Genomic DNA, 14,900 nt, shown 5'->3' with positions numbered 1-14,900 from the left:
CCCCGCTCGGTGCGCTCCGCGGTCCGAGAAAACGCGGACCGGGTCACGCCGTACAGGAGAAACGCGGACCCCACGCGCCCGAACCGTCGGCGCGTCGGGGACACCGTCCGCACTCTTCGAGGCAGGCGCGCCGTACGGCGGGCGACCACCCCGGGTGGGACGTCATCCCGATCGAGGGCCGGAGACCTCCGGGGGCATGACGTCCGGGACCAGAGCGGCGCAGAACTGCCGGCTCGGCACCTCGGGGCGTCGCCGAACTGCCGGCTCGGCACCTCCGGGCGTCGCAGAACTGCCGGCTCGCGCCCGCCCGTCGGCGACGACCCGGGTCAGCCGCGGATCACCAGCCGGGGTGCTGGCCCGTCAGCACGACGGAGCCACCGGAGGCGGCCGGGTCGTTGCTCGACAGCGAGGCGACCTCGCCGGCGATCCAGGCGCGGACGCCGGCCTCGCCCAGCTCGGCGAGGGCCGCGTCGACCGAGGCGGGCGCCGTGAGGGCCACCATGCCGACGCCGCAGTTGAGGGTCTGCTCGACGTCCGCCTGGGCGAGGTCGCCCACCTTGCGGACGAGGTCGAAGATCGGCTGCGGGGTCCACGTGCCGCGGTCGATGGTGGCCGTGAGCTCCTCGGGCATGACGCGCGCGAGGTTGGCGGCGAGGCCGCCGCCCGTCACGTGGGCCATGGCGTGGGTCTCGGTACGGCGGGCCAGGGCGAGGGCGGCCTTGGTGTAGATCCGGGTCGGGTGCAGCAGCTCCTCACCGAGGGTGCGGCCGAGCTCGTCGACGTGGCGGTCGAGCGACCAGCCGGCGCCGTCGCCGAGCAGCACGTGGCGCACGAGCGAGTAGCCGTTGGAGTGCAGGCCGCTGGCCTCCATGGCGATGACGACGTCACCGGGTCGCACGCGGCCCGGGCCGAGCATCTGCTCCGCCTCGACCACACCGGTGGTGGCGCCCGCGACGTCGTAGTCGTCCGGGCCGAGCAGACCGGGGTGCTCCGCGATCTCGCCGCCGACCAGCGCGCAGCCGGCCTCGACGCACGCCTCGGCGATGCCCTTGACGATGGCGGCGATGCGCTCGGGCACCACGCGGCCGGTGGCGATGTAGTCGGTCATGAAGAGCGGCTCGGCGCCGCAGACCACGAGGTCGTCGACGACCATGCCGACGAGGTCGAAGCCGATCGTGTCGTGCTTGTCCATCGCCTGGGCGATCGCGACCTTCGTGCCGACGCCGTCGGTGGAGGTGGCGAGCACCGGCCGGTCGTAGGCCTTCAGCGCGCTCGCGTCGAACAGCCCGGCGAAGCCGCCGAGGCCGCCGATGACCTCCGGGCGCCGCGACTTCTCGACCCAGCCCTTCATCAGGTCGATCGCGCGGTCGGCCGCCTCGATGGAGACGCCGGCGGCGGCGTACGCGTTCTCGGCGGGGTCGGGCTGGGTCACGGTGGCTCCTCGTACGGCGGCGGTGCAGGCGGTGCGGCCGCGGGCGGCCACGGGGTCACACGATGGCGATCAGGGGGTCGGATCAGCGGGTCAGGGGTGGCGCAGCGCGTCGCCCGCGCCACCGCCGGACAGCGACGCGGCGAGCCCGTCGACGTCGGTGGTCGTCGACGGCGGGCCGACCGGGGCGGTCTGCGGCGTCGAGATCGTGCGGTTGAGCTCGAGCACGTCCTTGCCGAGCAGCACCGGGTCGGGCAGCTCGATCGGGTAGACGCCGTCGAAGCAGGCCCGGCAGAGGTTGTCCTTGGGCACGTCGGTCGCGTCGACGAGGTCGTCGAGCTCGATGTAGCCCAGCGAGTCGGCGTCGATCGAGCGGCAGATCTCGTCGTTGGTGAGGCCGTTGCCGATGAGCTCGGCGCGGGTCGCGAAGTCGATGCCGTAGAAGCACGGCCACTTCACCGGCGGCGAGCTGATGCGCACGTGCACCTCGCGGGCGCCGGCCTCCCGGAGCATCCGGATGAGCGCGCGCTGCGTGTTGCCGCGCACGATCGAGTCGTCGACGACCACGAGGCGCTTGCCCTCGATGACGTCGCGCAGCGGGTTGAGCTTCAGGCGGATGCCGAGCTGGCGGATCGTCTGGCTCGGCTGGATGAAGGTGCGCCCGACGTACGAGTTCTTCACCAGGCCGGTGCCGTAGGGGATGCCGGAGGCCTCGGCGTACCCGATCGCCGCCGGCGTGCCCGACTCGGGCACGGGGATGACGAGGTCGGCGTCGGCCGGGAAGGTGCGGGCCAGGCGGCGGCCGATCTCGACGCGCACGCTGTGCATGCGCTTGCCGACCATGAGGGTGTCGGGGCGGGCGAGGTAGACGAACTCGAAGAGGCAGTGCTTCGGCGCCGCCTCGGCGAACCGGCGGGTGCGCAGGCCCTCCTCGTCGACGGCGATCATCTCGCCGGGCTCGATCTCGCGGATGAACGAGGCGCCCACGATGTCGAGGGCGGCGGTCTCGGAGGCGACGACCCAGCCCCGCTCGAGGCGGCCCAGCACCAGGGGACGGATGCCCTGGGGGTCGCGCGCGGCGTACAGGGTGTTCTCGGTCATCCAGACGAAGGAGAAGGCGCCCTTGACGAGCGGGAGCAGCTCCATCGCCCGCTCCTCGACGGTGGTGTCGGGGTGGTCGGCCAGCAGGGCCGTGACGACGCCCGTGTCGTTGGTCGACTGCTCGGGCCGGCGCACCGACAGGTCGAGCTCGCCGTCGAGGGCGCTGCGGTCGGCGACCATCTCGGCCAGCTCGGCGGTGTTGGTGAGGTTGCCGTTGTGGGCCAGCGCGATCGAGCCGTGCTGCGTCGGGTGGAACGTCGGCTGCGCGTTGTGCCACGTGCTGGCGCCGGTGGTGGAGTAGCGCGAGTGGCCGATCGCGAGGTGGCCCTTGAGCGCCTCGAGCGTCGACTCGTCGAAGACCTGGGAGACGAGACCCATGTCCTTGTAGACCAGGATCTGGCGGCCGTTGCTGACCGCGATGCCCGCGGACTCCTGGCCACGGTGCTGCAGCGCGTAGAGGCCGTAGTAGGTCAGCTTGGAGACGTCCTCGCCCGGGGCCCAGACGCCGAAGACGCCACAGGCGTCCTGGGGGCCCTGGTCCTGCGGGTCGAGTGCGGCGGTGAGGCGACCGTCGCCGCCCTTGCGTGTGCTCACGGGGTTGGCCACGTGCCTCATCGTACGGCTGACCCCGGGCGCCCGGCGAAACCCGCCGGTCGGTGGCCGCTCCGCCCGGGCGTCGTCCGTCACATCGCCGCCTCGCCCTCCCGGATGGCCTCGCGGATGCGGGTGTAGGTGCCGCAGCGGCAGATGTTGCGGATGCCGTCGAGGTCGGCGTCCGAGATGGCGCGGCCCTCGCGCTGCACCTTCCGCACCAGGGCGACCGCCGCCATGATCTGGCCGGGCTGGCAGTAGCCGCACTGGGCGACGTCGCGGTTGAGCCACGCCTCCTGCATCGGGTGCAGGTCGGCGCCGGCCGTCGCGGGCAGGCCCTCGATGGTCGTCACCTCGTCGTCGGCGCTCAGCTCGCCGACCGGGACGGCGCAGGGGTTGAACGCGCGGCCGTTGATGTGGGACGTGCAGGCCTTGCAGACGTTGATGCCGCAGCCGTACTTGGGTCCGGTGACGCCGAGCAGGTCGCGCAGGACCCACAGGAGGCGCACGTCGTCCTCGACGTCGACGCTGACGCGCTCGCCGTTGAGCTGGAAGGTCTGGGTGGGCACGGGTGGCTCCTCAGTACGTCAGCCGCAGGCCGTTGGTCGGCGAGGGCGGGATCGGCGGGACGAAGGGCTTCGGCTCGAAGGCCAGGGGCTCGAGGTGGTTGATCGGGAAGTGGGTCGGCATCTCGCCGGTCGCCCGCGCGACGGCGCAGGCCACCGCGGCGAACGTCGCGGCCACACCGGCCTCGCCGGCACCGCCCGGCTGCGGGCTGTCGGACGGCATCAGGTGGACCTCGACCTCGGGCGGGGTGTTCCACTGCCGGGTGTAGAAGTAGTTGTCCCAGCTGGCCTCGACGAAGTGGCCGCCCTGCAGGTGCAGGCTGGAGGTGAGCGCCAGGGCGATGCCGTCGTTGATGCCGCCCTGCATCTGGGCCTCGAGGCCGGTCGGGTTGATGATCAGCCCGGCGTCCACCGCGAACACCACCTTGGTCACCCGCGGCCCCGTCACGGCGTCGCGCACCACGCGGTTGACCGTCTCGGGGCGGCAGTCGACCTCGACGAGGCAGGCCGTGGCGCCCTTGTACTCTTTGTGGATCGAGATGCCCTGGGCGGTGCCGGGCTCCATCTCCCGGCCCCACTGCCCGGCCCGCGCCACCTTGTCGAGCACGGCGGTCACGCGGGCGTTCTTCGAGAAGGCCCGGCGGAACTCGTAGGGGTCGCGGCCCATCTCGCTCGCCAGCCGGTCGACCATCAGCTCCGAGGCGGCGCGCACGTCGGGCGAGAAGATGTTGCGCATGCTGCCGGTGTTGAAGCGCTGGTCGGCCTCGGTGAGCGTCTGGAGCACGGCGCCGAAGTTGTAGGGCATCTCCTGGGTGAGCGTGAAGACCGTCTCGCTGAACGCGAGGTTGCCCAGCCCGGCGGGCAGGTCGGCGGCGAACGCGGTGAGCGCCTCGCCGAGCCCGTGGCGGAAGTCGGTCTCGATGCTCGTGTGCGACTGCTGGAACGCCACGACGTTGCCGAGCGTGTGCGCGGCCCGGATGCGCGAGGTGCACATCGGGTGGGCGCGCCCGGCTCGGGCGTCGTCGGCGCGGTGCCACATGAGCTTCACCGGCACGCCCATGCGCTGGCTGATCTGGGCCGCCTCGCGGGCGCCGTCGAAGAACAGCCGACGGCCGAACGACCCGCCCGACTGCACGACGTTGACCCGCACCGACGAGACCGGCAGGCCGAGCATCGCGGCGATCTGCTCCTGCGCGACCACCGGCGACTTCAGGCCCGACCAGATCTCGGCGCCGTCGCTGCGCACGTCGGCGATCGCCGAGTTCGTGTCCATGGCCGAGTTGCTGCGGAAGTAGAAGGTGAAGTCCTGGTTGACCGTGCGCAGCAGCGGCAGGCTCGGCAGGGCGGGCAGCGGCAGCTGGGCCCGGCGCAGGCCCTCGAGGATGCTGGCGTCGTCCTCGCCGGCGACCGGCCCGTCCTCCCAGTCGGCCTCGATCGCGCGCACCGCGTCGATGCACTGACCGAACGTGCGGGCCCGCACCGCCACGCCGAAGTCGAACATCTCGACGTGGGTGACGCCGGGCAGGCGTCGTACGGCGGCGAGGTTGCGCACCGCCAGCGGCTTCCCGTTGAGCGTGGGGGCGCGGCACACCATCGTGGGCCACGCGTTCGGCACCTGGAGGTCGGTGGCGTACTGCTTGCGGCCGGTGACCGCCTCGAGGGCGTCGACCCGGTTCTGCGGGGTGCCGACGACCCGGCGCTCGGTACGGCGCTCCCCCAGCTCCACCTGCACCTCGCGGTCCTGCCGCGCGGCCGCGGCGACGGCGAGCTCGCCGTACTCGACCTGGCGGCCGTCGGGCGCCTCGATGATGCCGCCCGCCTTGGTGACGAGCTGGTCGACCGTGTCGCCGAGGAGGACCGACGCGGCCTCCAGCAGGGCGCCGCGCGCGACGGTGGCGGCGACGCGGATCGGCGTGTAGGTCGAGATCGTCGTGTTGGAGCCGCCGGTGAGCTGGTTGAGCAGCAGCTCCGGGCGGGCCGGCGCGAGGGTGACCTTGACGCGGTCGAGCGGCAGGTCGAGCTCCTCGGCGATGATCATCGCCGTCGACGTCGTGATGCCCTGGCCGACCTCGGCCCGGGGCAGCTCGAACGACGCCGTGCCGTCCTCGTTGATGACGATCTTGATCAGGAGGCTCGTCGCGAGCCCGGCGTGGCTGAGGAAGTCGTTGAGGTCGTAGATCTCCGGCGGCTGCGGCACCGAGGGGATGCCGTCGGCGGCCGCCGGCTCCACCAGGCCCGCGCCCATCGGGGCGGCGGCGATCAGCGTCGCGCCACCGAGCACGAAGCCCAGGAGCGTGCGGCGCTGCACGCCCGGCTCGAGGCTGACCTCGGCGTCGGTCGCCGGGCTCCCGGCCACGGGCGTGCCGGCGTCCTGCGGTGCGGTCCTGCGGGTGGTGCGCGGTGCGAGTGCCACTGTTCCTCCGAGAGCGTCGGCCGGACGGAGCCGGATCGGTCACTCCCTCCCGCGCTCCACAGTGGCAGTCACGACACCCGGACCCCAACGCGCACGTGCCCATGATGTGACGGGGATCACTGGGCAATCTGCACAGTAACCTCCAGCACGGCACGCAGTGCCGGGATCAGCCCAGGGCACGCAGGCGGTAGGCCGCCAGCGCCAGCCCGAGCTCCACCGGGGGCGTCGCGGCGCCCACGACGCCGCCGGTGACCTGCCGGATCCGGCGCAGCCGGTTGAGCACCGTGTTCCGGTGGCACGGCAGCGCCTGGGCCGTCGCGGTGGTCGACCCGCCCATACGCACCCACACCTCGAGCGTCTCGAGCAGGGCGCGGCCCTCGTCGGCGGGCAGGTCGAGGAGCGGCCCGAGCCACCGCCGCTCCAGCCGCAGCGCGATGTCGGGCGAGGCCAGCACGAGGGCGTCGGGCAGCACGTCGTCGAAGGCCACGACGTCGGCGCCCCGGCTGCGGCCGACCTGCTGGGCCGCCAGCGCGTGCCGGAACGCGCCCTCCACCTCGGCGAAGCCCGCGCAGACCGGCGAGACGCCCACCGTGCCCGGGCCGAGCAGGCGCAGCGCCGTACCGAGGTCGGGGGCCGCGACGACGTCGCCGGCCGCGACGTGGCCGCCCGGTCCGCCCACGTCGACGACGCCCACGAGGCCGACCGCGCGCCGTACCCAGCTGGAGGGGCGACCCGACGCCGTCAGCGTGCTCTCGGCCCGCCGGGCGGAGCCGGGGTCGACCGCCGGGTCGGCCACCACGACGACGCAGGGCGCGGTGGCCCGCAGGTCGAGCACGCGCGCGGCCTCGGCGGCGAAGACGAGGTCGACGCCCCGGCCGGCGAGCAGGTCCTCCCACAGCGCCGTCCGACGCTGCTCGTGCGCGCGCACCGAGGCGGTCTCCACCGCGTGGTAGGCCGCGGCGACCGCCGCCGAGGTCTGGTCGACGACGCCCCAGAGGGCCGTGCCGATGCCGCGCACGTCGTCGGCCGCCACGTCGTCCGCGGCCTCCTCCACGAGGTCCTGCCAGATCAGCCGTCCGCCCAGGCGGAAGGAGCGGAGCACGTCGTCGAGCGGCAGTCCCTGCTCGGCGCGCCGCCGGCCGGTGGCGCGGGCGGCGTCGTACGGGTCGGGCCCGTCGGAGCCACCCTCGGCCTCGGCGCCCACCTCGACCGCCAGCAGCTCGAGCACCCGGGTCACGTTGTCGTGGCAGGAGGCCCGCAGGTCGTCGACCGGCACCACGGGCCGGTGGGCGTAGCCCGGGTTCGCGTCGAGGATCGTCGCGACGAGCCGCTCGGTGAGCACCTCGACCCGGCGGGCGCGGTGCTGCGCCAGGAAGGCCGTGGTGGCGGGCAGCACCGCGGGTCCCGTCGGTCTCGCCGCGACCGTCAGGCCCGGCGCTCGGCGAGGCGCGCGAGCAGCAGGGTCTCGGCCAGCAGGACACGGTCGAACTCGGCCAGGTGGAGGCCCTCGTTGGCGCCGTGCGCACGGGTGTCGGGGTCCTCGACGCCCGTGACGAGCACCGCCGCCTCGGGGAACGCCTCGAGGAACTCGGCGATGAACGGGATGGAGCCGCCGACGCCCATGTCGACGGGCGCCGTGCCGTCCCAGGCCTCGGCGAACGCGGCGCGCGCGACGTCGTACACCGGGCCCGTGGCGTCGATCTGGGTGGCCTCGCCGGTGTCGACGACCGTGACCGTGAGCTGCGCGCCCCACGGCACGTGCGCCTCGAGGTGGGCTCGCAGGGCGGCGAGCGCGCTCTCGCAGGTGTCGCCCGGGGCGACGCGCATCGAGATCTTCGCGCGGGCCGCGGGCACGAGGGTGTTGGAGGCGCCGTCGACCTGGGGCGCGTCGAGACCGGTGATGCTCAGCGACGGCTTGGTCCACAGCCGCTCGACCGCGGTGCCCGTGCCGAACAGCTCGACGCCGGGCGCCACGCCCGACTCGGCGCGCAGCCGCTCCTCGGGGTAGTCGACGTCGGCCGCGGGCCCGGCGTGCAGGCCCGGTACGGCGACGTCGCCGGCGTCGTCGTGGAGCGTGGCGATCAGCCGGCTCAGCGCGATGAGCGCGTCGGGCACGAGACCGCCCCACATGCCGGAGTGCACGCCGTGGGTGAGGGTGCGCACCTCGACGTCGACGCGCACCAGGCCGCGGAGGCTGGTGGTGAGGGCGGGGACGCCGATGTCCCAGTTCGTGGAGTCGGCGATGACGATCACGTCGGCGCGCAGCTCCTCGGCGTGGGCCGCCAGGAGGGCCGGCAGGGTGTCGGAGCCGACCTCCTCCTCGCCCTCGACGAAGACCGTGACGCCCACGCCGAGGTCGTCACCGAGCGCGCGCAGCGCACCGAGGTGGGCCACGACGCCGGCCTTGTCGTCGGCGGCGCCGCGACCGAAGAGGCGCGGGCCCGCGGGCGAGTCGGCCTCGGTGGGCTCGAACGGCGACGTCGCCCAGGCGGCGTGGTCACCCTCGGGCTGCACGTCGTGGTGGGCGTAGAGCAGCACGGTCGGCGCCCCCTCGGGCGCGGGCCGGCTCGCGATGACGGCGGGCGCGCCACCGTCGGCGCTCACGATGCGGGTGTCGAGGCCCTCGGCCTCGAGCAGGGCGGCGACCGCCTCCGCGCTGCGCTGCACCTCGCCGGCACGGGCGGGGTCGGCGCTCACGGACTCGATGCGCACGAGCGCCTCGAGGTCCTGGCGCACGGCGGGCAGGACGGCGGCCACGCGGGCACGCAGGTCGTCGGTCGTCAGGGCTCGGTCGTCGGTCGGCGCAGACATGCGACGACCCTACTCAGCGGGCGGGGCGACGCTGGGCGGGGCGGACCGGGCCGCTGCCCGCGTGAACCGCTCCCCGGCCGTGCGCAGGGCCGCCACCAGCTCGGGCGGCGACTCGACCGTGAAGTCGGCCCCGATCTCGCCCAGCAGCCACAACGGTCCGTCGAGCCAGTCCGCCGACATCGAGACCCGGCAGCGTGCCCCGCCGGTCACGGGGTCGGGCTCCGCGGCGTCGACCCGGCCCCATGTCATGGCGTGGCGGGCCACGGTCGTGGCGTCGGCCTCGACGACGACGCGCACGTCGTACCGGCGCGGCATCGCGGCCGTGTTGCGCTGCACGAACTCCAGCGCGTCGAGCCCGTCGGGCAGGGCGCGGGGCGAGAACCGGACCCGGCTCGACTCCGGGTCGGCGATGCGGTCGACGCGGAAGGTGCGCCAGTCGCGGCGGTCGAGGTCCCAGGCGACGAGGTACCAGCGCTGCCCGACGGTGACGAGCGCGTCGGGCTCGACGTGGCGGCGCGGCAGGGCGGCGCCGCTGCTCGAGGCGCGGCGGGCGTCGTACGTGAAGCGCAGCCGCTCGTCGTCACGGCAGCACTGCGCGAGGCGGGTGAGCACGACGGCGTCGAGCGCGGGCCCGCGACGGGGCGCCTGCTGGGTCTGGGTGGAGACCGCGTCCATGCGTCGCCGCAGCTTCGGCGGCATCACCGAGACGATCTTCGTGAGCGCACCGAGGGCGCTCACCTCCAGCCCGGCGACACCTCCCCCGGCCGCCGCGCGCAGACCGACCGCGATGGCGACGGCCTCCTCGTCCTCGAGCAGCAGCGGCGGCAGCGCGGCCCCGGCCTGCAGCTGGTAGCCGCCGGCGAGCCCGCGCACCGCGTCGACCGGGTAGCCGAGGTCGCGCAGGCGCTCGACGTCGCGCCGCAGCGTGCGGTCGGAGACCTCGAGCCGCTCCGACAGCTCCGGCCCCGTCCAGAACCGGTGGGTCTGGAGCAGCGAGAGCAGACGGAGCATGCGGGAGCTGGTGCTGGCCATGGATCCGAGACTAGATCTCCTTCCGGACAGAACCTGACCGGAAGGCCCGGAAGGGTCGTCCCCATGACCACACCGATCATCGAGACCCAGTCGCTGACCAAGACGTTCCGCGTCAAGAAGAAGACCGTCGAGGCCGTCCGCTCGCTCGACCTGCGCGTGGAGCCAGGCGAGCTCGTCGCCTTCCTCGGCCCGAACGGCGCCGGCAAGTCCACGACGCTCCGCATGCTCACCACGCTCCTGCCGCCCACGTCGGGCACGGCGCGGGTGGCCGGGTACGACGTCGGCCGCCACCAGGCGGAGGTGCGCCGCCACATCGGGTACGTCGGCCAGGGCAACGGCGCCGGGCACCTGCAGCGCGGGCGCGACGAGCTGCTCAACCAGGGCCGCGCCTACGGGATGACGGCCGCCGACACCCGCGCCCGGGCGGACGTGCTCATCGACGGGCTCGACCTCGGCGGCGTCGTCGACCGCACCGTCTCGACCCTCTCGGGCGGTCAGCGACGGCGGCTCGACATCACGCTCGGGATGATCCACGCGCCCGAGCTGCTGTTCCTGGACGAACCGTCGACCGGCCTCGACCCGCAGAACCGGGCGCACCTGCAGGAGCAGATCGTCGGTCTCCACCGGGCAGGGACGACGATCGTGCTCACCACCCACTACCTCGACGAGGCCGACGCGATGGCCCAGCGGGTGGTGGTCGTCGACCACGGCGCGATCATCGCCGACGACACCTCCGAGCACCTCAAGGGCGGGCTCGGCGTGCGCGTGACCCTCGGGTTCGCGACGGCCGCGGACGCCGAGGCCGCCCGCGGGCAGGTCGACGCCGCGGGCAGCACCGAGGCCCCCGTCGTCACCGTCCAGGACGGCGCGCCGGCGCTCGTCGTGCGCCACCGTGACGGCACCACCTGGGCTGCCGACGCCGTCCGGCGGCTCGAGGCCGCGGGCCTGGTCGTGACCGGGCTCGAGGTCGTGCGGCCGACGCTCGACGACGTGTTCCTCTCCCTCACCGGACGCAGCCTGCGCGAGGCGGGCGCGACCGACGCCGGCGCCACCACCGAGGAGGTGGCCGCGTGAGCACACCGGCCGCGACCACCCGCCGTACCGACCCGACCACCACCCCCGCAGGAGCACCCATGACCACCACCACGACCACCGCGGCGCCGCGGGCGTCGTACACCCGGCCCACGGGCGTCGTCGCCGACGTCGTCACCGTGTTCACGCGCGAGATGCGGCCGCTGGCGCGCGACCCGTTCCAGGTCGTGTTCTCGATGATCCAGCCGCTGTTCTTCCTCGCCCTGTTCGCGCCGCTGCTGCCCGACGGCGCGTTCCCCGGCGGCGTCTCGGCGCTGCAGTGGTTCGTGCCCGGGATCGTCGCGATGTCGTGCCTCATGGGCACCTCGATGGTGGGCTCGAACCTGCTGCTGGAGATGCAGACCGGGTCGCACGAGCGGCTGCTGGTGGCGCCCGTACGGCGCTCCGCGCTCCTGCTCGGTCGCGCGGCGAAGGAGATCGTGCCGATGCTCGCGCAGTCCGCGATCATCATCGCCGCGGTGACGCCGTTCTCGTTCGAGCTGCACCTGCCCGGCGTGCTGGTCGGCCTCGCGATCATGGCGGTCTTCGCGGTCGGGATGGCGTCGCTGTCCTACGTGCTCGCGCTCGCCGCCGAGGGCCGCGACTGGATGTTCTGGGCCGTGCAGCAGACCTTCCTGTTCCCGGTGCTGCTGCTCGCCGGGATGCTGCTGCCGGTCGACGACGGCCCGGCCTGGCTGCGCACGCTGTCGGCGCTCAACCCGCTGACGTACGTCGTGGACGCCGAGCGTGCGCTCTTCGCCGGCACGTGGCCGGCCGGCACGATCCTGGCGGGCGTCGCGGCCGCGGCCGGCGTGGCGCTCGTCGGGCTCGGCGTCGGGATCCGGGCGATGCGCCGGCAGGACTGAGGTGCGGGGCGGGGCGGGGGCGCGCTGGCGGCAGTTTCGCCGCTCGAGCGGTTAAACCGCCGCTGTGCGACCTGAATTCACGTCGCACACCACCAGGACCGTGCACACGGTCCCCGCACGACCGACCCGCGAGGGGTCCGGCGCACCGCGCGCGTCGGGCCCTCCGCGGCGTCAGGAGATGAGCTCGTCCAGCCGCGAGTAGGCCCGGGCGTCGCCGCGGAGCACCTCGGAGCGCCGCCCGTCGACGGAGACCGGCACGTCGCCGGCCACCGTGATCCGGCGCATCTCGCGCGGGTGCTCGTCGAAGTCGGCGACGGCGTAGTGCTGGGTGGCGCGGTTGTCCCACATCGCGACGTCGCCGGGCTCCCAGCTCCAGCGCACCGTGTTCTCCAGCTTCGTCACCCGGTTCTGGAGCAGGTGGAACAGCGCGGAGGACTCGGAGGTGTTGAACCCCTCGAACTGCTTCACGAAGTGGCCGAGCACGAGCGAGCGCTCCCCCGTCTCCGGGTGCACGCGCACGACGGGGTGGCGGGTCTCGAAGATCTGCGAGGTGAAGTCGTCACGGCTGTAGTTGGCGTCCGGCTGGTCGTGCTCCTCGTCGCGCTGGGCGTAGTCGTAGGAGTTCGTGTGCACCGCCCACAGCTCGTCGACGAGGGCCTTCAGCGGGGCGGGCAGGCCGTCGTACGCCGTCACGGTGTTCGCCCAGACCGTCGTGCCTCCGTACGCCGGCAGGGTCACCCCGCGCAGCACGCTGATCGCCGGCACGCGGTCGACGAAGGTGACATCGGTGTGCCAGCTGTTCGCCGCCATGCCCTTGTTGGCGGTCACCCGCAGCACGCGCGCGCTGCCGGTGTTGACCGTCGGGTGGGCGGTGGTGAGCGGGCCGAAGCGCTCGGCGAAGTCGGCGTGGGCGTCGTCGTCGAGGTGGTGCTGGCCGCGGAAGAACACGACCTTGTGGCGCAGCAGCGCCTCCCGCACGGCGGCGACCTCGGCGTCCCGGAGGTCGCCGCCCAGCCGGACGCCGTCGATGCGCGCCCCGATCCGTCCACCGATCCGGCGGACCTCGATCCCCGGGGGACCGGGCTCGGCCGCGGAGGAGCCGAGGGGGGCGGTGCGGTGCGCGGTGATCGTCACGGGGGTGCCTCCTAGCCGGGGTGGCGAGCGCCGGGCGACGCTTAGCCGACTAACACGGTAGGGATTGACGACAAATCGGTGGGCCCGGTCTCACCAGGTGACCCCGCCCCGCTCCTCAGGCGTGGGCCGCGCCCAGCTCGAGCATGACGATCCCGACGACCACGAGCACCAGGCCACCGACCTGCACCCGGCCCAGCGTCTCGCCGAACAGCACGATGCCGAGCAACGCGATGCTGGCGATGCCGAGCCCCGACCACACGGCGTACGCCTGCCCCAGCGCCATGCCGCGCACGAGCGCCTGGGAGAGGGCGTAGAACGCCGAGCAGTAGCCGACGACGACCACCACCGACGGCAGCAGCCGGGTGAACCCCTCCGACGCGCGCAGCGACAGCGTCGCCACGACCTCGCTCGCGATCGCGACCATCAGCCAGACCCACATGGGGCGATCCCACCACGCCCGGAGCACCCGACCACCCGCTCGTCACGGGCCGGACGGTCAGGGGCGCAGACCCTCGAGCAGCGCCAGCGTCTCCTGCCAGGCCGCCGACGCCTCGTCGATGACGACGAAGTGGTCGCCCTCGACCTCGGTGAGCGTGGCGTCGTCGCCCGCGGCGACCGCGCGCTCGACGTACGTGCTCGACTGGCTCGGCGGCACGATCGTGTCGGAGCTGCCGTGCACGCACCGCACCGGCACCCCGAGGGGCAGGTGGCGCGTGGGGTCGGCCTCGTCGTACGCCGTGGGGTCGGCCGCCGGCTCGACCCCCATGAGGCTGAGCACCGGGTCACGACCGAACGCGGCACCGGCGGCCTCGGTCAGGTCGAGCACGCCCGCCTGCGAGACGACGCCGGTGACGGGCACGCGCTCGGGCGACCAGCGCGCGAAGCGACCGCGCGCGGCGGCCCAGGCGGCGAGGTGGCCGCCGGCGGAGTGACCCAGCGTGAGCACGCAGGCCCGCTCGGCGTCGGTCAGCTCGGCGACGTCGGCGAGCGCGTCGATCCCGGCCGCGACGTCGTCGAACGTCGTCGGGTAGCCGCCCCCGCCACCGTCGGTGGAGCGCCCGGCGACGCGGCGGTACTCCAGGTTCCAGGCGGTCCAGCCGTTCTCGGCGAGGCTGAGCGCGAGCGGGGCGCCGAGCGTGGCGTCGTACGCCGCCTGCCAGAAGCCGCCGTGGATGACGACCACGACGCCCTTCGACGGGGCCGCGCCGGCGCCGCCCGCACCGGGCGCGGGGCGGTAGAGGTCGGCCCACTGCGACGGGTCGTCGCCGTACGTGACCCGCGTCGGGCTCAGCACGTCGCTGCCCGCGATCGGCGTGGGGTCGGTCGGCGGGGGCGCGCCGGAGCCGCCGGGCAGCCCGTCGTCGCCGCCGCAGGCCGCCAGCGCGGCACCACCGCCGACGAGGCCGGCCCCGGCGAGCAGCCCCCGTCGCGACAGCAGCCGCCGCAGCGCGCGCTCAGTCCCACCGGCCCTGCCGTCCACGCTTGACCTCCGCTCGTCGGGTCTTCGTCGCCAGGCGACGACGCTGTGACCCTCGGGTGGGCTTCGTCGCGCGGCGCGGCGCGGATGGGGGCGCGGCCGCCTCCTGCAGCAGCGCGAGGAGGCGCTCCCGGGCCGCGGCACGGTTGGCCCGCTGGCCGCGGTGCTCGCTCGCCGACACCACCACGACCCCGCCCACGAGCCGCGACCCGAGCCGCTCGAGCACCCGCTCGCGCAGGTCGTCGGGCAGCGACGTCGCCGCGGCCACGTCGTACGAGAGCTCCACCCTGCTGTCGGTCGTGTTGACCCCCTGGCCGCCGGGCCCCGAGGAGCGCGAGAACCGCTCCGTGAGCTCGCGCGCCGGCACCCGCCAGCGGCGGGTCACGACGAGGTCGGCGTCGAGGTCCAC

The 14,900-nt window shown here is 74.3% G+C and carries 13 protein-coding genes; 2 read left to right on the top strand and 11 right to left on the bottom strand.

The window, feature by feature from the left end; translation table 11 throughout:
- Positions 1-337: 337 nt before the first annotated feature.
- The 7 genes from purM to K329_RS28730 all read right to left on the bottom strand — a co-directional run bounded on the left by purM (position 338) and on the right by K329_RS28730 (position 9,943).
- On the bottom strand, positions 338-1,432 hold the full coding sequence (gene purM, locus K329_RS0121840) for a phosphoribosylformylglycinamidine cyclo-ligase (RefSeq protein WP_028474703.1): 1,095 nt from the start codon (positions 1,430-1,432) through the stop codon (positions 338-340).
- Between the two features lie 90 nt (positions 1,433-1,522).
- The gene (gene purF, locus K329_RS0121835; RefSeq protein ID WP_028474702.1) at positions 1,523-3,136 is read right to left on the bottom strand and encodes an amidophosphoribosyltransferase; all 1,614 of its coding nucleotides are present in this window, start codon (positions 3,134-3,136) and stop codon (positions 1,523-1,525) included.
- A 77-nt stretch (positions 3,137-3,213) separates the two neighbouring features.
- Positions 3,214-3,690, bottom strand: a complete 477-nt coding sequence (locus K329_RS0121830; protein ID WP_028474701.1) for a (2Fe-2S)-binding protein — start codon at positions 3,688-3,690, stop codon at positions 3,214-3,216.
- A gap of 10 nt (positions 3,691-3,700) precedes the next feature.
- Positions 3,701-6,100, bottom strand: a complete 2,400-nt coding sequence (locus K329_RS0121825; RefSeq protein WP_245596647.1) for a molybdopterin cofactor-binding domain-containing protein — start codon at positions 6,098-6,100, stop codon at positions 3,701-3,703.
- Positions 6,101-6,266: 166 nt separating this feature from the next.
- Positions 6,267-7,496: a PucR family transcriptional regulator gene (locus K329_RS0121820; protein WP_028474699.1), complete on the bottom strand. Its 1,230-nt coding sequence runs from the start codon at positions 7,494-7,496 to the stop codon at positions 6,267-6,269.
- A 29-nt stretch (positions 7,497-7,525) separates the two neighbouring features.
- Positions 7,526-8,911, bottom strand: coding sequence for a dipeptidase (locus K329_RS0121815; RefSeq protein WP_043644390.1), 1,386 nt, complete (start codon positions 8,909-8,911; stop codon positions 7,526-7,528).
- A gap of 9 nt (positions 8,912-8,920) precedes the next feature.
- A complete protein-coding gene (locus tag K329_RS28730; RefSeq protein ID WP_043644386.1) occupies positions 8,921-9,943 on the bottom strand; it encodes a helix-turn-helix transcriptional regulator in 1,023 nt (340 codons plus the stop codon).
- 63 nt (positions 9,944-10,006) lie between these two features.
- Between K329_RS28730 and K329_RS0121805 the strand changes: the two genes are divergently transcribed.
- The gene (locus tag K329_RS0121805) at positions 10,007-11,017 is read left to right on the top strand and encodes an ATP-binding cassette domain-containing protein (protein ID WP_245596646.1); all 1,011 of its coding nucleotides are present in this window, start codon (positions 10,007-10,009) and stop codon (positions 11,015-11,017) included.
- Positions 11,014-11,880, top strand: a complete 867-nt coding sequence (locus tag K329_RS0121800) for an ABC transporter permease (RefSeq protein ID WP_245596645.1) — start codon at positions 11,014-11,016, stop codon at positions 11,878-11,880. The genes K329_RS0121805 and K329_RS0121800 overlap by 4 nt, the downstream gene beginning before the upstream one ends.
- Positions 11,881-12,051: 171 nt before the next feature.
- Here the strand turns inward: K329_RS0121800 and K329_RS0121795 are convergent, their stop codons facing one another.
- From K329_RS0121795 to arfB, 4 genes are all read right to left on the bottom strand, one after another.
- The gene (locus tag K329_RS0121795) at positions 12,052-13,014 is read right to left on the bottom strand and encodes a TauD/TfdA dioxygenase family protein (protein WP_084541501.1); all 963 of its coding nucleotides are present in this window, start codon (positions 13,012-13,014) and stop codon (positions 12,052-12,054) included.
- Positions 13,015-13,129: 115 nt separating this feature from the next.
- A complete protein-coding gene (locus K329_RS0121790) occupies positions 13,130-13,453 on the bottom strand; it encodes a DMT family transporter (RefSeq protein ID WP_028474694.1) in 324 nt (107 codons plus the stop codon).
- Between the two features lie 57 nt (positions 13,454-13,510).
- Positions 13,511-14,494 carry an alpha/beta hydrolase family protein gene (locus K329_RS0121785; protein WP_211225930.1) on the bottom strand — a complete coding sequence of 328 codons (984 nt, stop codon included), beginning with the start codon at positions 14,492-14,494 and terminating at the stop codon, positions 13,511-13,513.
- The gene (gene arfB / locus K329_RS0121780) at positions 14,469-14,900 is read right to left on the bottom strand and encodes an alternative ribosome rescue aminoacyl-tRNA hydrolase ArfB (protein WP_043644383.1); all 432 of its coding nucleotides are present in this window, start codon (positions 14,898-14,900) and stop codon (positions 14,469-14,471) included. The genes K329_RS0121785 and arfB overlap by 26 nt, the downstream gene beginning before the upstream one ends.

It is taken from the genome of Nocardioides alkalitolerans DSM 16699, from assembly GCF_000426525.1.
GTDB lineage: Bacteria > Actinomycetota > Actinomycetes > Propionibacteriales > Nocardioidaceae > Nocardioides > Nocardioides alkalitolerans.
Note: the sequence above shows the minus strand (reverse complement) of the source record. Positions and strands in the feature narration are given on the sequence as shown.